The organism is Elusimicrobiota bacterium, assembly GCA_016180815.1.
Classification (GTDB): Bacteria; Elusimicrobiota; Elusimicrobia; order JACQPE01; family JACQPE01; genus JACPAN01.
The window spans coordinates 112,087-130,599 of record JACPAN010000015.1 but is presented as its reverse complement, the minus strand read 5'-3'; the positions used below and the strand labels follow the sequence as shown (position 1 = coordinate 130,599).

Genomic DNA, 18,513 nt, shown 5'->3' with positions numbered 1-18,513 from the left:
AAGAGGCCGGCGGCGCTAAAGAATCATCCGGCCGGCTAGTCCGGCGGCCACGGCCAACAAAGAGCCGGCGGCCCAGGAAAAATTAGGCGGCGCGCCCACCGGGCGCTTGAGGGACAAAGCCGTGATTCTCGGCAGCAACAGCGCGGCCAGCACCACGGCTAAAGCCAGACGAAGATCGCCGATAAACGCCGCAGCCAAAAAAGCTAAGAGCCGCTCTCCGATGGCTACATATTTTTCCGCGACATCAGGATAGTCGCGGTTAAAAAAATCTTTCTCGAGAAAATACACCAACACCACGGAGAAATGAGTGGCGATCACGATCAACGTCCCGATGACGGGCCACTGCTCGGGCACGATGCGCTCCATGGCGCCGTCCGGGCTTGTCCCGAAAAAAATAAAAATAACGGACAAATGCACCACCTGATCCCAAATTAAATAAAGGGTGCTGTCCGGGGTGTTGTATTTTTTAATGGTGTTTACGCGCCAGATATCTTCCAGGTAGTGGGTGGCCGTGATGATGGAGATGGCGAGAAGGCCGTGGATAGGCACGCCCGCGACGGTTATCCAAACGTCGAACAAATAAGGATAGGTCAGGATGATGTAGCAAACGGGATGCGTCAGGCAATGGACGATCATGCCCACGTTCGAGGTGCGTTTCCATTCGTTGATGAAATTCGTCTGCAGCGTAAAATCCGCTAAAAAATGCCCGAACACCAGCCGCCAAAAAATCGCCACTTATTTCTCCGTTAAATTAATCACAAAATTTTCCTTCACGCCCAAATCCAACAGCTTCAAGTACCGTTCAGCGGCCGGGTCCTTGGGGTGAAGCTTCATGTACTCCCAAAAAGCGTTTTTGGCCGAGGCGGCGTCGTTTTGCTTTAAGGCGGCCATAGCCCGTTCCCAGATGGGGAGAGCCTCTTCCAGAGGCACCTTGCCGTTTTTACGGCCCAACAGCTCATAAATCCCGACCGGGGTTTCCTTGCCGACTACACGGATTTTACCCAAATCCCTGACCACCACCTCCGCTTTGACCACCTCATAGACGGATTCGGATATTAAAATCGAAGTCTTGAAAAATTTATTAGCGCCTTCCAGCCGGCTGGCAAAATTAACGCTATCGCCGACCACCGTATAATTGAACCGCGCCGATGAACCCATATTGCCCACAATCATGAATCCTGTGTGAAGGCCGATCCTGATCTTGATGGGAACAACCTCCGAAACCGTCATCCTGGCCACGCTTTCTTTCATTTCCAAAGCCGCCAGGCAGGCGGACAACGGATGCTGGGATTGATCGAACGGCGCGTTCCAAAAAGCCATCACCGCGTCGCCGATGAATTTATCAACCACACCGTCATTCTTGAGAATAATATCCGTAAACGACGTCAGGTATTTATTCAACAGCTTGGTCAAATCCTCCGGGGAAAGCTTCTCCGAAATCGTGGTGAACCCCTCGATATCCAAGAACAAAACCGTCATCAGGCGCTTATCGCCGCCGAGCCTTAAGGCTTCCGGATTCTCCACCAACAAGGAAACGACTTTGGGGGACAGGTACTGGCTGAATGTGTTGCGGATCCAACGCTTCTCTTTTTCTTCGACCGCGACGCGGTATAACGTCACCCCGACCGAAACCAACAAGCTGGTCACCCCGGGCAAAAGAACATGAAAAATTACATTTTTATAAACAAAAAGATAAAGCGAGAACCCAAACATGCCGGCCAGCATGGCGGCCAACACGCCGAAACTAAAAACCGCCGAATAACGCTCCAGCGCCACGGCCAAAAGAAATCCGCTGCTAATCGTCAAAAGAATCGTCAGCAATCCCGGCCAAACCCTTAAATAATTGCCCAATAAAAGATTATTCAAGGCGTATAAATGCAGCGAAACGCCCGGGGTGACCGGATCGTAAGGAGTCGGGTAATGGTCATAATATCCCGTCGCCACCGAAGCCACGAACACAACGGCTCCTTTTAACGCTTGGCGGGCCTTATCGCTTAAGCGGTCCGCCACAATATCCGCAATCGGAATTTTGGGATAAGGGTCCTTGGGGATAATTTTTCCGCCCTGAGTCAACGTTTTAAAAATGCCGGGGAAATTGACGTGAATCTCATCCGGATAGCGGCCGACGAATTCCTGCGGGGTCAACCCTTTAAGCGCGGCAAAAACCTCGGCTCCCAGGGACAATGAATAGTCTCCCGAAGCGAGCTGCTTGGCCAAAAACGCGCGGCGAACCGTGCCGTCCAAATCCCCCGCTTTTTCAAGATCCTTGCCTTTAATTCTGTCCGTATCCACAAAAGCAATCCTCATGCCGGCCTCTTTCAAGGCGTCAAAAGGCATTAATTGTTGAACGGTAATCAAACCGTTTGGGCTCGCCTCGATCGTCTCGTAAAAACAATGAATAACCCGTTTTTTCCACCGCCGCGTAACCGCCACCAATTGCACATCTTCTTCCGGATGGCGCTTGTCCGGCTCAATGAACAACACATCAAAAACCACCATCTCGGCGCCGTGCTTCATCAACTTTTTAACGAGATCGGCGTAAACGCTTCTTGGCCAAGGGATGGCGCCGATCTCCGCCATGGACTTCTCATCCATCACAGCGGCGGCCAGGCGGCTGTCAACCGGGCCCACCCCCCAAAAAGCCAAACGCGTGGTGAACAGGAAATCCACATAATTGTATTCCAGGGTTCTGAGAAAGCCGGTGATATCCAGGAAGCAAACGGAAAAAATAATGGGCGCCGCAACCAGCCAGCGCGCCCGCGGACCCTTGGCGCCTCCGGCTCCGGCCTTGGCCTTCTCCGGGCGCGGCGCCTTTGCGCTCAGGCGCCGAATAAACGCACTCAGTGGCACTCTCCCTCCTCGTAGAGCTTCGAGCTCAGTAGAGTTTACACTCCGGTCGATGAATGTGCAATATGAATTTTTGGAAATAAGGGACGCTTATTTTTAGAGGCTTTAAACGGCTTGGCCGGACTTCAACGCCTTGGAGCCGAACCCGGCTTGGATGCCGCGACCGATGGAAGTCAAACTGTCGATCATGGTCACGCCCAAACTCTTCAAAATTTCCGACTTGGCTGAAGCGGAATCCCGGCTGCCTTCCATGATAGCGCCGGCATGGCCCATTCTTTTGCCTTTGGGCGCCGTTTTCCCCGCAATAAAGGAGAATAGCGGCTTTTTACGGCCCAAGGCTCCAGCCCAATACCGCGCCGCCTCCTCTTCAGCGGATCCCCCGATTTCTCCGATCAATAAAATCGCTTCTGTTTCTGGATCCTTGTCAAACAAATCGAGAATCCTCACGAAATCCGTCCCGATCACCGGATCACCGCCGATGCCGACCACCGTGGACACGCCCAACCCAGCCGAAGCCAATTGATGCGCCGCCTCATAAGTTAATGTTCCGGAACGCGAAACCACGCCGATGGGTCCCGGGGGGGTAACCTGCCCGGGAATAATGCCTAAACGGGCCTGGCCGGGAACCAGCAATCCGGGACAATTAGGGCCGATCAAGCTGATGTTCTTCCCCTGAAGAATTTTTTTGATCTTGACCATATCGCCGATAGGAACACCGTCGGTGATTACGGTAATGAGGCTGATCTGAGCCTCAATGGCTTCACACATGGCTTCAAAGGCGCCCGGGGCGGGGACAAAAATCACGCTCGCGTCAAAAGGGCCGGCGGCGCGCGCCGCCTCGGCCACGGTATCGAAAACCGGCCGGTCCAAAAACACCCGGCCGCCTTTCCCCGGGCTTACGCCGGCGACCACATTGGTGCCGGATTTGATAGAAATTTCCGTATGTAAAGCGCCCGTTTTCCCGGTCATCCCCTGGACGAGAACCCGGCTGTTTTTATCGGCCAGAATAGCCATCCGCCCCTCCGGAACCGGCGACCTTCGCGCAAACGCAACGCACCGCGGTTTCGAGATCGCCGTGAACCTCGACGTCGGCGAGCTTGGCCTGCGCCAAAATCGAACGGGCTTGATCAACGTTATTTCCCAACAAGCGGGCCACCAGAGGCACCGATAATTTTACCCGCTTATCGGCTTCAATCAACGCCTCCGCGATTAAATCGCAGCGCATAATGCCGCCAAAAATATTGACGAGAATCGCCTTAAGCTTCTTATCCGCCAACAACAGCTCAAAGGCGCCTTGCACCTGGTCGCGGTTGGCGCCGCCGCCCACGTCAAGGAAATTGGCCGGACGCTGCCCGTGCCCGGCGATCAAATCCATGGTGGCCATGGCCAGACCGGCGCCGTTGACCAAACATCCGATCGAGCCGTCCACCGGCACGTAAGCCACGCCCAATTTTTTGGCCTTTTTCTCCAAACGCCCTAACAAGACCTCGTTGGACACGGCCAAAGAATTATTGTCCGCCTGACGGAACAAGGCGTTTTCATCAAAACTGATCTTGGCATCAATGGCCAAAAACCCCTTTGGGGTCAACGCCAAAGGATTAATCTCAAGCATGAACAAGTCCCGGGACAGATAGATAACGGCCAGCTTGCGCGCCAATGCGATCAGTTCATTCGCCTGATCGGGCGTTAAACCCAAAACCGATATTGCCGGACGCAAATGGTGGCTTTGCGCCTTAAGCCAAGGGTCGATCGGAACCTCGATCAACGCCGATGGATTTGTCTCCGCAACCTCTTCAATCTCCATGCCCCCGGACGCGGACAGCAAAAAAACAGGCTGGCCGCGCTTGCGGCTTAAAACGATCGCCAGATAATATTCCTTGACGATGGACGCTTTTTCCGCAACCAGCACGCTTTCGACTTTAACGCCGGCGCCCCCGGTTTGATGCGTCGTCAACATCGAGCCTAAAAGCGCTTTAGCCGCGACGCGGGCTTCTTTGGCGGTCTTCACCAGCTTCACGCCGCCGGCCTTGCCGCGGCCCCCGGCCGCCACCTGAGCCTTGACCACATAGCCCGAACGAAACAGGCCGTCTTTTATCTTGGCCAAGTCGCGCGGCGTTTTAACGACGACGGAGCGCGGCACGGGAATGCCCCCGGCCGCTAGAATGTCCTTGGCCTGATACTCAAACAAATTCATTCGAGCATGTGCTCCTCAAAGGGAATTTTTTTGGCGCGCAATTCGGCCTTCCAAATCTCCTTCGTTTCTATCATTTTCTTTCTGGCCCGGCGAACCCATACGGATTCGGGCGGGGAAAACAGCTCCGCGCAAGTCTGATACCAAATATAAGCGTATTTGATCGCGCTCTCGTTAAGTTTTTCATCGCGGTCAACAACCAGCAATTCCAAACGCTCGCGGCGCTCATTGTCGAGAACACGCCCCTTGGCGGACAACCTGTCTAGATCGGCTTTTAGCCGGTTAAATTCCTCTTCAATGGCCCGCTTTTTTTCTTCTGGGTCGCCGTGCCAACGCAAATATTTCTCACCTTGAAGATAGGCTTCCCGGGCGCGCCACCACAAATCCCCCAACACCAAAGCGTAGATGGCGCCCAAGGCGAACACTCCGTAAATCAAGCTCCGCATGACGGAACGAACGGAAAAAACGCTTTGGCCCCCGGAGCTTTGCGTGGTCAAGTCAGCGCGCGGGCGGGGAGGTTTTCAAAATCGAATGAATGCGCGTGGATAAAGCGGCCGTATTGAGCGGTTTTTCCACAAAATCAATGACGTTCGACTCTCCGCGGATCAACTCCTGAGTCGACCGGTCCGTATAGCGGCCGGTGAAAACGATGATCGGTATTTTTCCGGTCCCGGGTTTCTGCAATTGCCTCAACACTTCGAAGCCGCCGTAGCGCGGCAGCATCAAGTCGAGCAAAATAAGATCGGGCATTTCGGCGTCGGCCATGCGCAGGGCTTCCTCTCCATCCCTGGCGATGACGACGGCGAGCCCTTCCCTTTCAAGAACGAATTTGAGCAGTTCGCAAATCGAATCGTCATCGTCAACGACGAGAATTTTCTTTCCGTTCGCCACAGATCAAGTTTAGAAAATTTTTTACAATGCTAGGGCCGCCGTTTAAAAAATTCATGCGTATTGTTATCGCCCTTTGCGCGTTTAAAGGAAGCCTCTCCGCGTCCGAGGCCTGCCAGGCCGCGCGTTCGGGATTCGCTCAACGCTGGCCGCGCGCTGAAATATTGGCCCAGCCCATCAGCGACGGCGGGGACGGCTTGCTGGAGAGCCTGCTGTCGCGATTTCCCTCGGCCCAACGCGTCAAACTCACGGTCACCGGTCCGCTCGGCGTTCCCGTCGAAACGCAATACGTGTTGGTCAAAATTAACGAGAAAAAAACTGTTTTTATCGAAACGGCAAAAATCTGCGGCCTGACGCTTGTTCCCCATACGCGGCGCAACCCCATGATGACCACGACATACGGCGTCGGCGAAACCATCCGTCACGCCATGGGCCGGCGGGCCAAAACGATTTACGTAGGCCTGGGCGGCTCCGCCACGCAAGACGGCGGGGCGGGATTAGCCCAGGCTCTGGGCGCCAAGCTTCTCGACAAACACGGCAAACCCATCGGATTGGGGTGCGCTTGGCTCGGCGCTCTGGATAAAATCATCGCCGCCAAGCTGGACCCCCGGCTCAAAAAAATTCCGGTCATCGCCCTAAGCGACGTCACCAACGTCCTGCTCGGCCCGCAAGGAACGGCTCACGTTTACGCGCCCCAAAAAGGCGCAACGCCGGAGCAAGTGGGGCAAATTGAAGCCAACCTCAGCCATTTCGCCAAAATCATCGAACGCGACTTGGACTTAAAGATCGTCGATATCCCCGGCGCCGGCGCCGCCGGAGGCATGGGCGCGGGATTAGCCGCCTTTTGCCGATCCAAAATATTGCCGGGAACCCAGGCGTTGGCCGACACCCTAAGCCTCAAGAAATTGTTCGCCTCCGCAGACATGATTGTCGTAGGCGAAGGCCGGCTGGATGAACAGACCTTGCTCTACGGCAAAGCCCCGAGCGTTCTGGCTGCCATGGGGAAAGCGGCCGGCAAAAAAGTATGCGGGATTTTCGGACAGATTCGCCAAGCTCAAGGCGACCCGTCGGCCAGACTGGGCTTGGATGCCTGGCAAAGCCTGGAATCATTGTCAGGCAGTCCGGAGGCGGCCATCAAAAATCCGGCTCACTGGATCGCTAAAGCGGCCGAAGCGCTGGCTAATTCCATGTCCCCGGCGGCCATCGGCAGCCGTTCTTAGTTTATGTCCGCAGAACCTCCCCGCATCGTGGTCATCGAAGACGATCCGGATGTCTACGAACTCCTGGACACGATCCTTCAACAAAAACAATACAACGTTAAGTTGGCCAGGAACGGCCTCGACGGCCTACGCCTGGTCAAAGACTTCAAGCCTCATCTGGTGGTCCTTGATCTGATGATCCCGCGCATGGACGGGTTTAAAGTATTGGAATCAATCCGTTCCATGGACGCCGAACCCAAAGTTAAAGTTCTGGTCTTGACCGCCCTCGGACAGGTAGCTTATGTTGATAAAGCGCTTGCGCTCGGCGCCGACGCTTATGTCACCAAACCGTTTGAAATGCACCGTTTTTTGGGCAAGGTTCAGGCCCTGCTGGCCAATGGGCAGGCTTAACGGCCGTCTTCAGCGATAATTCTCGAACTGCAAATCAACGCCGAAGTCTCCGGATTTCAACAACACGATAATCGCCTGAAGCTCATCTTTCGACTTAGAAACAACACGCACTTGTTCCCCTTGGATAGAGGGGATGGCTTTACGGCCCGAGCCTTTCACCATTTGAACGACGGCCTTGGCTTTGTCACTCGGGAGGCCTTGAACAATTTTAACCGTCTGCCTGACGGAGGAATTCTCGGCCGCTTCCGCGTTCTTATAGTCGAAATTTTTAAGGGGAACGCCGCGTTTGACGAGCCGGGTGGCCAGCATATCCTGCACCGTGCGCAAACGGTTGTCGTCCTCGGCAAAAATGACGAGCTGGTTGTCCTTCTTGTTTAACTCAATCCTGGATATGCTTCCCTTGAAATCAAAACGGTTGGCGATTTCTTTCATCACCATATTCACCGCATCTTCCACGCCCTGAAGATTGACGCGGCTGACCACGTCGAAAGAGAAATCTTGAGCCACGGGCCTATGATAACAATTCCGGATTTTTTAAATACTAAGGCCGGACCGGCCGATCAGGCCCGTCGAGGCCGGCCAAGCGGGCGGTCGTGCGGATTTCAGGATCCAAGGAAACCGAGTCAATGCTTCCCGTTGATTTATTCTTCGACTTATTCCTGGGCTGCGGCCGTATTTCGATGGGGAGAATAGGTCTTTTAACCTTGATGGCGGCGCGGCCCATGCCGATGGTCAACTCGATTTCTCTGGCCGACACCTTTTTCGAGGCCTGAATATCTAACCACCGGCCCCCGACCTTGACGCTCATGCCGCTGATATTGAGATGTCCGTCACCGACGACGCGTTGGAGAAGGACGCTCCTTAAACGCACGGGGTTATCCGGGGCGTCCGGCTGCGGCACAACGATCGAATCGCGGTTGTAAAAAATGAAATGCCGGCTTCGTCCCACAAAAAAACCGGCCATGGCAAAGGCGTCGCCGTTTTCATCGCGCCCATTGATTTGCGCGGTCGCATTGAGATTAAAACGCCGATCGATCGCGGACAACACATTACGGGGGATAAAATACAGGCATTCACCGCGAATCGCCTCCTCCGTAAACAAATCAAGGGATGTCCAGCCGCGATTCGCGGCCTCGCGAATAATCCCATCCGCGGCGTCGATCGTCATTTTTTTGACATGCGATTGATGCCTCGCCAGCTCGCCGCTGGTTTCCGCATCCAAAAAAGGTTGCAATTCTTCCGCCGTCGGCTGGGAAAGGCTCCCGCAAAGACCGGCCGGGAACACCGTATCGGCTCGGGACAAAAGAGGACAACAGGCCAGGTATAAGAAAAGAACCGGCCTTCTCAGGGTCCAGGTCATTGGGTTTATTTAAACATATCCGGCGAAGTTGATACAATACCCCTTCATGGCCGAAAACCTGTTCCAATTCACCCATCTGCTGGCTGCTTCCATTTTCATCGGGACCACGATTTTCGTAGGGTTCGCCATGATCCCGGCTCTAAGGAAAACGCTCAACGACCGGGATCGGATGGCATTCTTGTCCGCTCTCGGGCCAAGATCGCGAATATTAATGTGGGTCAGCATCGCCCTTCTCTTTGGCACCGGCCTTTGGCGGGCCTGGTCCCTCTTCGGCACGCCGCTGATGCGCACGAATTACGGCTCGGTTTTAAAAATCAAAATCGCGCTGGCCGTCTTAGCCGCAGGGCTTATGGCGCTGCATGATTTTATCCTGGGCCCGAAAATGACCGCAGGCGATCCGGGCTCCCCTAAATACAAATCAACCCGGCGCTGGCTGATCATCGCCAGCCAGGTTCAGCTCCTCGTGATCCTGGGCGTTCTCTGGGCCGCCATCCGCCTGCGCCTGTATATCTGGTAAGCAACGGGCTTTGTTAAAATTTCCTAGCTTGTGGATCGTCCTTTGAATTCCGAGGTAGCTCAATGGTGGAGCGGCCGGCTGTTAACCGGTAGGTTGTGGGTTCGAATCCCACCCTCGGAGCATCTTTTTACCAAAAGGGTGTTCAACGTCAGCGAAACTTGGACACTTTGACCTAAAAAATAACAGACACTTTTAAGCCGTTCCTTCGGGTTAAAATAAAAGGGGAAATAAATGCTCTACGGACATTTGTTTAATTCATCCCGAGCCAAGCGAGGGAATCCATTTTTTATCCCTTCAGGGATAAATAAAAACTCTTTTCCGGCAAAGGACAAGTAACGCCGAATTGGCTAAAAATTGGATCGTTTACATTAAAATTAATTTAAGCGTTGCGGATTAACTTAATTCGGTAATCTACCCAAACCTTGGCGGGGTGTTCCTATGACCATTTTTTTGTCCATCTTAAGGTATAGACATTCAGATGGGCGTCTTCCCACCAGCCAGATCTGGGGATCCAAGTAAAACCAAATCCCCAAGGTAGATAATCTATGTTTACGCCAGCTCCCATTCCGCCTCCTCCCAGTCCGCTTCCGGCAGTGGAGAAACCTGTAGGTAATGCGGAGCTGTAGCTCGCCTTCACCTCACTGCCTGGTATGGTGGCTAGCGCAAAAGGGGCAGCCCTAAATTCGTGTATCTTAACTGAAACCGCTGCTCCAAGGACTATGCCCGGTGATAATATGGAACCCTTTGCAAAATTATTCTGGCTATCTCGGATTTCGCTATCGGCATAGGCCAAACTGAGACCCCACAGCAACGGCCACCTGACCCGCGAATCCGGCTTTCCGAAACTGTAGATCCAGCAATAATTCAGCAATACACCAAGGCCCTGCTGCTTTCCAATAAAAGTAGGTACGGGACCCCCTCGTCCATTTACAACCGGACCGTTTCCCGACCCATACTGACCCTCTGTGCCATGCACACGAATTCCTGAAACCAGAAAACTCCTAGCCCAATGTTCATCCCTGGACCGAGTAAGACTCACGGCAAGTCCCCATCCTTCCAAATTCCCTATGACAGCATGCTTGGGGTCTTCCGGCGATATATTATTGCTGCTGAAGGTGTCTGTGAACCTAACATAGGTTGGGACTATTTTCAACTCCCACATGCCCGGCTCCGGAGGATGGACGGGTACGATCTGAGAATAAGGACCTGACATCATTTCCCCAATTTCTACAGTCGGCACCGCTGGATACATTCCTATTTCCTCTGCAGAGGCGTCCGCTGAGACAAGCTGGAAAATGAAAAGAGCCGCTACAAATGACGCAATTGCCATGCTTCTTTCAGTCATCATAGTTAAAAAAAGGGAATGCACCGCAACAATTGGATTGAAATAGGTTAAATTATCGGTGGAGATGAACTTAAAAAGCTTTTGAAGATCGCAGCCGGCAAGGTTAAAACCGTTTCGTTCGGGCTATTGGGCGGACTGCTTGAAATGAGGATTCCAGGCAACTTCCCATAGATTTCCATCAAGATCGGCAAAATATCCGCCCTGCGGACAAGCAAGCGCCTATGCGCGCGCAAATTTGCCGGTAGCCTGTGTTTATCGAGAGCGCCATCCCGATAGGGGCTCGGCGACCAGGCGTGAGATGGAGATTAAAAGTTGGTCCAGGAAACAAAAATGGGCGTTGATCAAAAATTAAGATGAATGTCGTCGTTATCGGAGGAGGCGCCGGGGGGTTTTTCGGCGCGGTTACTTGTGCAGAATCCGATCCTTCTTGCCGGGTCACGATTCTGGAAAAAGGGCCAAATGTGCTGGCCAAGGTCCGCGTTTCGGGGGGAGGCCGTTGCAACGTAACTTATGCTTGCTTCGATGCGAAACTTCTCGCGCAGCATTACCCTCGTGGAGGCAAAGCGCTGTTGGGGCCCTATCACCGCTTTGGGCCCCAAGACACCATTAGTTGGTTTGAAAAACGCGGTGTTGCCTTAAAGACCGAGGCCGACGGAAGGATTTTCCCGGTAACAGACCGCTCTCAAACGATTATTGACGCCTTGACCGACGCGGCGCGGCAAGCCGGGGTAACGACGCGCCTTAACACCCGCATTGTTTCTATCGTCCGCAACGAGGCAAAGGGCTTTTCCATTGAACTGAGTTCGGGAGAAAAAATTCTTTGCGACCGTTTGCTCTTGGCGACAGGTAGCGGCCGCCAGGGTTACGAGTGGGCCCAAGCGCTGGGACACGCCATTCTGCCGCCCGTGCCCTCTCTATTTACTTTCACCATAGACGACGGCCGCCTGCGCGGCCTGGCTGGCACGGCCGCTCAAAAAGCACAATTGCGCATTAAGGGAACTTCCTTGGAGCAATCCGGCCCGGTTCTTATTACCCACTGGGGATTAAGCGGTCCCGCCGTTTTAAGGCTGTCCGCGTGGGGGGCCAGAGTTCTACAGACCCTTAACTACCAGGCGCAGCTTAAGATCAACTGGTTAAGCCTGCGCGATGAGGACATTCAAAATCAATTGGAAAGCTTCCGGATCAGCCATTCAACAAAGCTCATCGGCGGCCACGGCCCATTTGAGCTGCCCCGGCGTCTTTGGGAGCGTTTGGCGGGCGTTGCTGTTGCGCCGGACCAACGGTGGGCCGACCTTTCTAAAACCCAAGCCAAGCGGCTCGTCCAAGAGCTTGGCCACGGTTCTTATGAAATTGCCGGCAGAGGCGTTTTCAAAGAAGAATTCGTCACTTGCGGCGGCGTGCGCTTGAACCAAGTGGGCTTTAAAACTATGGAAAGCCGGGTTTGCCCCGGGTTATATTTTGCGGGAGAAATTTTAGACATTGACGGGATTACGGGGGGATTTAATTTCCAAAGCGTATGGACGACCGCTTGGTTGGCGGGCCAAGCGATGGCTAAGCCGCAAAAAATTACCGCTTAAACATGCCCGCCAGTGATATGTCCATCTATTTATTGGGCATATCACTAGAGCCTAAGCCTTTGAATCAGCAAGCGGCCGCAGCCGACCATCAAAACTAAAACCGCAAAACAGCTCGCCACAAAAGGGCCGGTCGGAAAATCCAAATAAAAAGAAGCATAGAACCCGAACGTCGTCACGGCGGCCGTAATACCCGCCACAACGACAAACAAACGGTTTAAACTGCGCACGAGCAAAAGACCGATCGAAGCCGGCAGCAAGAGATAAGAAAAGGCCAATAAAACGCCGAAATTATGAATGGCCAACGTCATGCTTGCGGCCAACAGCAGATAAAACAACAAATTCCAATAATGAACGCGCAACCCGGCGATTTCAGCCGACAAAGGGTCAAAGACCAACAAAACCCACCGGTGCAGCCAAGCCCAAAAAACGATAAAAGAAACGGCCAATAAAACAATCGACTCCACAACCTCATGCCAACCCAAGGACAAAACATTCCCGAAAAAAAGGCTCATGGCCCGCGCCTCGCCTAGCGGCGCTTTGGAAAGAATAAGAACGGCCAATCCGGCCCCTAAAACATAAAAGCTGGCAATCCAAGAATCCTGCGGCGCGTTGGTCAAACCGGACGATAACAACGAATAAAAAATAAGTCCGGCGGCCACGATCATCAAAGCGGCGGCATACTCCCCTCCATGCCGGCTCCCAAGACTGCCGATCACCGTTCCCAACACGGCCAGTTGGGCCACGGAAAGCCCGGAAAATGCCGCGCGGCGCGCCAATAAAAAAGTCCCGATCCAGGACAAAACGATCCCGGAGCACAACGACACGATCAGCGCGGTCTGCACGAACGGCAAGGAAAAAAATTCCGTCATGTCACAAATTCCTGGCCGGAGCGATCCACATCAAACCATGCGCGTCATGATTCACGAAAGGAATCCCGTAAATCTCTTCCAATTTTTTAGTCTTAACCAATTCCTTGGGGTTTGAAACGATCAACGCCCCTTGATGAAAAAGAAAAACCTTGTCCGCAAAATTCAAGGGCAAGGCCAAGTTGTGCGTCGCCAGCAGCAAAGTCAAATTGTCCTTGATTTTAAGATGGGTAATCAGGCCGATCAGCTCTCTCTCCGCGGCCACATCCAGCCCTTTGGTAGGCTCATCCATCAACAAAACTTTCGGCCGCTGGGCGATGGCTTGGGCTAAAATGGCGCGCTGGCGCTGCCCGCCCGACACTTCGCCGAGCAACCGGTCGGCCAACGGCAAAATCCCGGAACTTTGCATGGCTTCTTTTGCGGACTTCTTTTCTTCACGCGTGAGCCGCCCCATGAAATGCCTGGATCTATTGATCAAATTCACGGTTTCTTCGATGGTCAGCGGCAAGTACGGGTTGATTTCCTCGGCCTGAGGCACATAGGCCAACCCGTGCGTCAAATCCGTCCAAACGGTTCCGCTTTTAGGACGCAGAATGCCCAGCGCCGCTTTAAGAAAAGTGGTTTTCCCTGAACCGTTGGGGCCGACCAAGCCCACGATTTCTCCGGGAAAAACCTTGCAGGAAACCTTGCTTAAAACCTTCCCCCGGCCATACCCCAAAGAAACATTGTCGAAGCGGAGAATTTCATCCATAACTAGGGGGCAGCCGGCGGTTTCTCCTTTTTGCCATTAGCCTCTTGATTGGCTAAAGCCTGGGCAATTGATTTGACGTTATAGTCCATCATAGAGAAATAATCGCCGGCTTGAGGCACGGCGCCGACCAACAAGGCGAACGCGACCACTTTGGCGCCGGTTGCCTGGGCAATGGACTCGGGCGTTCGTTTCTCATACCAAGGTTGCGTAACGATAAAAGAAGCGCCTTCGGCTTTCATGCGCTCAATCAATCGCGCGGCATGGGAAGCCGTCGGAGGAATACCGGCCTTGGGCTCGATGGTTCCTGTCTCAATAAATCCAAAACGCCGGGCAAAATAGGAAAAGTCCTTATGATAACTAACGAATTTTGCGCCCCGGTATGGATCCAATTTTTCCGCCCAGGCCTTCATCCGTTCATCAAGCTTTTTTTCAAATAAAACCAGCTTGGCCTTAAACGTCGCCGCGTTTTCCGGAGACAGCTCTTCGAGTTTTTTGGCGATGGCTTCGGCAACGGGCTTGGCGTTTGTCGGATCAAGCAAGTAATGCGGGTTGCCGCCGGCGTGAATATCGCCCATGGCGCGGGTCGGATCCGTGGGAACCTCGATCGGCACGATGGCTGTTGACGCATCCAAATGCCCTGCTGCGCCCAATTGAATACGCTTGTTTCTTGAGGCTGCGACCAATTGCGGGGCCCAGCCGATTTCAAGCTGAAGCCCGTTCTCAATATACAGATCGGCTTTCATCAACTTGATGATCAACGACGGCTTGGCTTCGACAAAATGCGGGTTCTGAACCCCGGAAGCCAAACTCTCCGCCTGCACATATTCGCCTCCGATTTCTTGCGCCAACGAAGCAAAGTCAGGCAAAGTCGTGACGATTTTCAGCTTTTTAGCATCGGCTTCCCGGGCAAAAAACAACGCCGCAGCCAGCCAAAAGAAAACACGCCGGCTCCTCCCCTCTCTTTTCAAAGAGGGGGGGAGAGGTTCGAGACCAACTAAAGACTGTATTCTCATGTCAGTTTAAAACGGATGCGCGCCGTGAGGGCCGAGCACGACGACCCATTGAAGAAACCCAAGGTGTTCGGTCTCTTTTTCAAGGGCTTCTTTTTTGGCCTGATACTGAAGACGGATACGATTGAATTCGCTGGCCGTAAACGTGATATACGGCGCAACCGCCCGGGTGATGATGTTTCTGTTTTCCTTGTCCCTGATATGGGGTTCCTCAAGATAATCGCCCCGGACCCCAAAACGCCAACGCCGGGCCGGCTGATACTCCACATAGGAATACACGCCCTTGCGATTGATCCGGCGCGCCGGCGCTTCGACCACCGTGTCATCGAGCGGGTCGCGCTCTTCTTCAAGATCGCGATCCGTGAACAAGCCCTCGGTTCTCCATGTAAAAGACCTATACATCCCTTCCTGAAGCGGGCGCCAACGAAACGTCAGGTCAATGCCGCCGGTTTTATTTTTGGCATGACCTTGCGGCTGATATAAGGCGCCCGAGAATCCCACCTCCAGGTTTGCCGAATGGCTCAAGTCTTTGTAAAGCCTCAGCCTGGACACATGGGCGAAATTTTTAAGCTTGGTGGGCGCGGACTCGTCTTCTTTGTGAACGGCCACGTCAACATCAATAAGGTCCGTATTCGTGACCGTTGTCGTCGTCACTTCCTTATCGTGAGCATGGGCCCCGCCCAAATCGTTCAAGAACGCATAGGTGATCTCGCCGAAAATTCCGAACGGAGCGACGATTCTGCTCAATTCAACGCCTGCGCTGTTGAGCCCCTCTTCTCCCAAAAACTCTTGAAGAACAACGGGGACATCCGCTTGGGACTGCTCGTGGCTGTGCACCATATTCAATCGCCCGAAATTCGCCAAGAATTTTCCGCCTCTGGCCTGAAGACCCAGGGGCAGAGAAAGAAGGGTGATAAACCCTTCCTCTAATTCCACCGGCTCCCCGTCATGCGTGGAGATAAAAAAGTCCGCCCGGCTATACGGATCGATAATGGACTGAATCCCCAGCTCCGCCTCCCGCAGAGCAAATCCCGAGCCTTTGTTCCCGGAGGTTTGTCCCAGGAACTCTCCGATCAAGCTGATGTCGGGATTCAACGCAGTCGAGAGTTTTTTCGTTCTCAGCCAAGCGCCCTGAAAATCTTCGGCTCCCAAAGGCGCCCGCGTCAATACCAACAGGGCAAGCAAAAAAATACGCAAAACAAAATTCATAAATCCCCCTCTTTGTATGTAAATGATTCGGCGGCTGATTTCAAGCCGCAATCCGGTTTTAAGGGTTTATATTAAAGGAGGCCCTCGGGGACAAGGCGCGCTCGGATCGTTGTTATCGAAAACAAAACGGACAAAAACCGGATCCGTCAGGAAAACAGACGTTGCCGGCGCCCAAACCAAAACAGGCGCGGATTGGTCAATGGAAACCGAATGACAAAGACAACAGTGGGTCCGGCCTTGATCGTGGCAGGCCTCTTCGTTCTCCCTGATGTGAAAAACAAGGACCGCCAGCGCGAACGCCGCAAGAAAAAACCCAAAGCGCGCCCGCCTCCTTCCCACGCAAGGAGAATATAAAACTTGCTTAGGCCAGTTCCATGCGATAACCGAAACCGGAAACCGTTAAAATCCGCGCGCCTTCCTTGCCTAATTTTCGGCGCAACCGGGCGATGTGCTGATCCACCGTGCGGGTGCTGATCGCCAGCCCTTTTTCATAGCCCCAAACCCGCTCCAAAAGATCCTCTCGGGAAAGGACCTTCCCCTTGGATTGAATCAGGTGGCGCAGCAACTCGAATTCCTTGGGCCCCAAGGCCTTGCCTTGCCCGTTCAACCAAACCTGATGCCGGTCGAAATCAATGGTCATCGTTCCGGCGGAGAGTTGGCCGGCCTGAGGCGGCGCGGCCGCTCCCTTGGTCCGGCGCAAAATCGCCGCCACCCGGGCCACCAGCTCTTCGGCGGAGAACGGCTTGGTAATATAATCGTCTCCTCCGATTTTCAAACCGACGATGCGATCCATCTCTTTGGAACGCGCCGTCAAAAAGATAATCGGCACCGAAGATTCCCGGCGAATCGAGGCCGCTAAATCGAAGCCGTCCGTTTCCGACAGCACGACGTCCAACAGCACGACGTCCGGCTTGTGCCGGTGCAGCATCGCCAGCGCGGCCGCTCCTGCGTCGGCGGAAAAAAAACGATAGCTCTCTTTCTCAAAAATAGCCTGCAAGATACGGATCGTGCCCCTGTTGTCGTCGACCGCCAAAATCGTTCCGTGGCTCATCATGCTTCTCCTTCCGACATTTTAGAAACAAAAAAGCGCTCGCCGTTTTGTCCTCCTGAATTAAAAACCCCTCAGCCGCCCCTCCCAGAAAATACCTCGGCACGTGCAATAGCGCCCTAAATGGCACAAGGCCATGCGATCCGCCGTAAACGAAACCGCTTCCTGCAAAACCGGAGCCGCGCCCACGCCCAACGTGATATGCGGCTGAAAATGCCGGGAGCTGCTCTGCTCGCGAAAATGAGTCACCCACTGAACATCCGCCGCTCGAGGCCGTTCGTCGCCGTCGGTCAAAAAAGCCTCTTCGCCGCCCGCAGTCTCGGCCCAAGGAGCCAACGCTTCGACAACGGACTCGTGAAGGCGGCGTAAATCGGCATTAGGCTCAACAACCAAATGGGCCGTCGTGGATATTCTTTCCGAGCGGCGAATCTCCAGGGCCATGGCGCGAAACCCGCCGATGCTTTGATCAAGGGCCCGGGTCGCGTCGGGCAGGCAGGAAGCGCGGATAAACTGCTGTAAAAGAGTGATGTGGGGGATATGCGTTTGGTCAAAACGAAAACCATCCGGCTCCTCGGCCAGCAGCGTCTCGTTGATCTCTCCGGCCAACCGGCAAATCGAGAGCGGAGGAATCAATGCGGCGTCAACCGCCAGCAGGCGCTCCTTGGGCACGGCCATGGCGTCTATTGTAAAACCCTTCAAGCGCCGGGTCCAATATAATGGGGTATGACCCTTGTGGCTGCGGCGCTTCTTTGGCGGGAAAACTCCGTGTTGATCGGCAAGCGTCCGTCCGGAAAATCTTACGCGGATTGCTGGGAATTCCCCGGCGGAAAAATCGAACAAAATGAAACGCCGGAGGCTTGCGTGGCGCGCGAGCTCATGGAAGAGCTCGGCATCGGCGTCAACGTCGGTTTGTTGGCCGCGGAGAACACCTTCGTTTACCCAACCGGTCCCGTGCGCATTCTTCTTTTTCACGCGCGCCAGACAAGCGGCGCCATTGAAAAAAAAGAGCATGCCGACCTTCGCTGGGTGGCTCCCGAAAAACTGACCGATTACCCCATGCTGCCGGGCAACCTCGCCCTGCTCCCTCAAATCCTCCGTAACCTTCAGCCGCCAAAAAATCCCAAATAAATCGCCGCGCCCAGGAACATCATCAAAACGCCGGCGGCCATCAACGCCTTGATTATCACCCGGCGCTCTTTCTCATCCTGTATCCTTGGTCCGATAATCAGCGGACCAACAGCGAACGCATCAAACGCGCCCAGCGCCATCAACACAAGTCCGATCGTTTTCATGG

At 54.0% G+C, this 18,513-nt stretch carries 22 protein-coding genes and 1 tRNA gene; 7 read left to right on the top strand and 16 right to left on the bottom strand.

Translation table 11 applies throughout. From position 1 onward, the window contains the following. Positions 1-15 precede the first annotated feature (15 nt). The 6 genes from HYT79_08480 to HYT79_08455 form a co-directional block, all read right to left on the bottom strand. Positions 16-735, bottom strand: coding sequence for a DUF3307 domain-containing protein (locus HYT79_08480; protein MBI2070623.1), 720 nt, complete (start codon positions 733-735; stop codon positions 16-18). Beyond that, on the bottom strand, positions 736-2,850 hold the full coding sequence (locus HYT79_08475; GenBank protein ID MBI2070622.1) for an adenylate/guanylate cyclase domain-containing protein: 2,115 nt from the start codon (positions 2,848-2,850) through the stop codon (positions 736-738). A 102-nt stretch (positions 2,851-2,952) separates the two neighbouring features. Then, positions 2,953-3,861 carry a succinate--CoA ligase subunit alpha gene (gene sucD / locus HYT79_08470; GenBank protein ID MBI2070621.1) on the bottom strand — a complete coding sequence of 303 codons (909 nt, stop codon included), beginning with the start codon at positions 3,859-3,861 and terminating at the stop codon, positions 2,953-2,955. Next, positions 3,842-5,041: an ADP-forming succinate--CoA ligase subunit beta gene (gene sucC / locus HYT79_08465; protein MBI2070620.1), complete on the bottom strand. Its 1,200-nt coding sequence runs from the start codon at positions 5,039-5,041 to the stop codon at positions 3,842-3,844. Before sucC ends, sucD begins: the two co-directional genes overlap by 20 nt. After that, on the bottom strand, positions 5,038-5,535 hold the full coding sequence (locus HYT79_08460; GenBank protein MBI2070619.1) for a hypothetical protein: 498 nt from the start codon (positions 5,533-5,535) through the stop codon (positions 5,038-5,040). Before HYT79_08460 ends, sucC begins: the two co-directional genes overlap by 4 nt. Position 5,536: 1 nt before the next feature. Further along, positions 5,537-5,929, bottom strand: coding sequence for a response regulator transcription factor (locus HYT79_08455; protein MBI2070618.1), 393 nt, complete (start codon positions 5,927-5,929; stop codon positions 5,537-5,539). Positions 5,930-5,982: 53 nt separating this feature from the next. On the opposite strand from HYT79_08455, the gene HYT79_08450 reads away from it, so the two are divergent. Together HYT79_08450 and HYT79_08445 are read left to right on the top strand one after the other, a co-directional pair. Continuing rightward, positions 5,983-7,146 (top strand): glycerate kinase, encoded by a 1,164-nt coding sequence (locus HYT79_08450; protein MBI2070617.1) that lies wholly within the window; start codon positions 5,983-5,985, stop codon positions 7,144-7,146. A 3-nt stretch (positions 7,147-7,149) separates the two neighbouring features. Beyond that, the gene (locus HYT79_08445; GenBank protein MBI2070616.1) at positions 7,150-7,536 is read left to right on the top strand and encodes a response regulator transcription factor; all 387 of its coding nucleotides are present in this window, start codon (positions 7,150-7,152) and stop codon (positions 7,534-7,536) included. Between the two features lie 9 nt (positions 7,537-7,545). Here HYT79_08445 and HYT79_08440 read toward each other — a convergent pair whose 3' ends face one another. Next, positions 7,546-8,043 carry a YajQ family cyclic di-GMP-binding protein gene (locus HYT79_08440; protein MBI2070615.1) on the bottom strand — a complete coding sequence of 166 codons (498 nt, stop codon included), beginning with the start codon at positions 8,041-8,043 and terminating at the stop codon, positions 7,546-7,548. A 34-nt stretch (positions 8,044-8,077) separates the two neighbouring features. Continuing rightward, positions 8,078-8,896, bottom strand: a complete 819-nt coding sequence (locus HYT79_08435; protein MBI2070614.1) for a hypothetical protein — start codon at positions 8,894-8,896, stop codon at positions 8,078-8,080. A gap of 46 nt (positions 8,897-8,942) precedes the next feature. Between HYT79_08435 and HYT79_08430 the strand changes: the two genes are divergently transcribed. Together HYT79_08430 and HYT79_08425 are read left to right on the top strand one after the other, a co-directional pair. Beyond that, entirely contained in the window at positions 8,943-9,413 is a 471-nt protein-coding gene (locus HYT79_08430; protein MBI2070613.1) for a CopD family protein, read from the top strand. A 48-nt stretch (positions 9,414-9,461) separates the two neighbouring features. Continuing rightward, positions 9,462-9,533 (top strand) — tRNA-Asn (locus HYT79_08425). A gap of 316 nt (positions 9,534-9,849) precedes the next feature. Here the strand turns inward: HYT79_08425 and HYT79_08420 are convergent. Next, the gene (locus HYT79_08420) at positions 9,850-10,761 is read right to left on the bottom strand and encodes a hypothetical protein (GenBank protein MBI2070612.1); all 912 of its coding nucleotides are present in this window, start codon (positions 10,759-10,761) and stop codon (positions 9,850-9,852) included. 350 nt (positions 10,762-11,111) lie between these two features. Between HYT79_08420 and HYT79_08415 the strand changes: the two genes are divergently transcribed. Continuing rightward, the gene (locus HYT79_08415; protein MBI2070611.1) at positions 11,112-12,335 is read left to right on the top strand and encodes an NAD(P)/FAD-dependent oxidoreductase; all 1,224 of its coding nucleotides are present in this window, start codon (positions 11,112-11,114) and stop codon (positions 12,333-12,335) included. A 44-nt stretch (positions 12,336-12,379) separates the two neighbouring features. On the opposite strand, the gene HYT79_08410 is transcribed toward HYT79_08415, so the two are convergent. Genes HYT79_08410 through HYT79_08395 form a run of 4 tightly spaced genes read right to left on the bottom strand, consistent with a single transcriptional unit; the run spans position 12,380 to position 16,171 of the window. Then, on the bottom strand, positions 12,380-13,204 hold the full coding sequence (locus tag HYT79_08410) for a metal ABC transporter permease (GenBank protein MBI2070610.1): 825 nt from the start codon (positions 13,202-13,204) through the stop codon (positions 12,380-12,382). 1 nt (position 13,205) lies between these two features. Beyond that, positions 13,206-13,952 carry a metal ABC transporter ATP-binding protein gene (locus HYT79_08405; protein MBI2070609.1) on the bottom strand — a complete coding sequence of 249 codons (747 nt, stop codon included), beginning with the start codon at positions 13,950-13,952 and terminating at the stop codon, positions 13,206-13,208. 2 nt (positions 13,953-13,954) lie between these two features. Then, positions 13,955-14,920 carry a zinc ABC transporter substrate-binding protein gene (locus HYT79_08400; protein MBI2070608.1) on the bottom strand — a complete coding sequence of 322 codons (966 nt, stop codon included), beginning with the start codon at positions 14,918-14,920 and terminating at the stop codon, positions 13,955-13,957. Positions 14,921-14,971: 51 nt separating this feature from the next. Beyond that, positions 14,972-16,171: a hypothetical protein gene (locus tag HYT79_08395; protein ID MBI2070607.1), complete on the bottom strand. Its 1,200-nt coding sequence runs from the start codon at positions 16,169-16,171 to the stop codon at positions 14,972-14,974. A gap of 210 nt (positions 16,172-16,381) precedes the next feature. Here HYT79_08395 and HYT79_08390 point away from each other — a divergent pair, with 210 nt between their 5' ends. Further along, positions 16,382-16,525 carry a hypothetical protein gene (locus HYT79_08390; protein ID MBI2070606.1) on the top strand — a complete coding sequence of 48 codons (144 nt, stop codon included), beginning with the start codon at positions 16,382-16,384 and terminating at the stop codon, positions 16,523-16,525. Between the two features lie 7 nt (positions 16,526-16,532). Here the strand turns inward: HYT79_08390 and HYT79_08385 are convergent, their stop codons facing one another. Together HYT79_08385 and HYT79_08380 are read right to left on the bottom strand one after the other, a co-directional pair. Continuing rightward, positions 16,533-17,225, bottom strand: coding sequence for a response regulator transcription factor (locus tag HYT79_08385; protein ID MBI2070605.1), 693 nt, complete (start codon positions 17,223-17,225; stop codon positions 16,533-16,535). A gap of 57 nt (positions 17,226-17,282) precedes the next feature. Next, the gene (locus tag HYT79_08380; protein ID MBI2070604.1) at positions 17,283-17,894 is read right to left on the bottom strand and encodes a 2'-5' RNA ligase family protein; all 612 of its coding nucleotides are present in this window, start codon (positions 17,892-17,894) and stop codon (positions 17,283-17,285) included. A 48-nt stretch (positions 17,895-17,942) separates the two neighbouring features. Between HYT79_08380 and HYT79_08375 the strand changes: the two genes are divergently transcribed. After that, positions 17,943-18,347: a (deoxy)nucleoside triphosphate pyrophosphohydrolase gene (locus HYT79_08375; GenBank protein MBI2070603.1), complete on the top strand. Its 405-nt coding sequence runs from the start codon at positions 17,943-17,945 to the stop codon at positions 18,345-18,347. Here the strand turns inward: HYT79_08375 and HYT79_08370 are convergent. Beyond that, a complete protein-coding gene (locus HYT79_08370; GenBank protein MBI2070602.1) occupies positions 18,323-18,511 on the bottom strand; it encodes a hypothetical protein in 189 nt (62 codons plus the stop codon). The genes HYT79_08375 and HYT79_08370 overlap by 25 nt on opposite strands. Between the last annotated feature and the right edge of the window lie 2 nt (positions 18,512-18,513).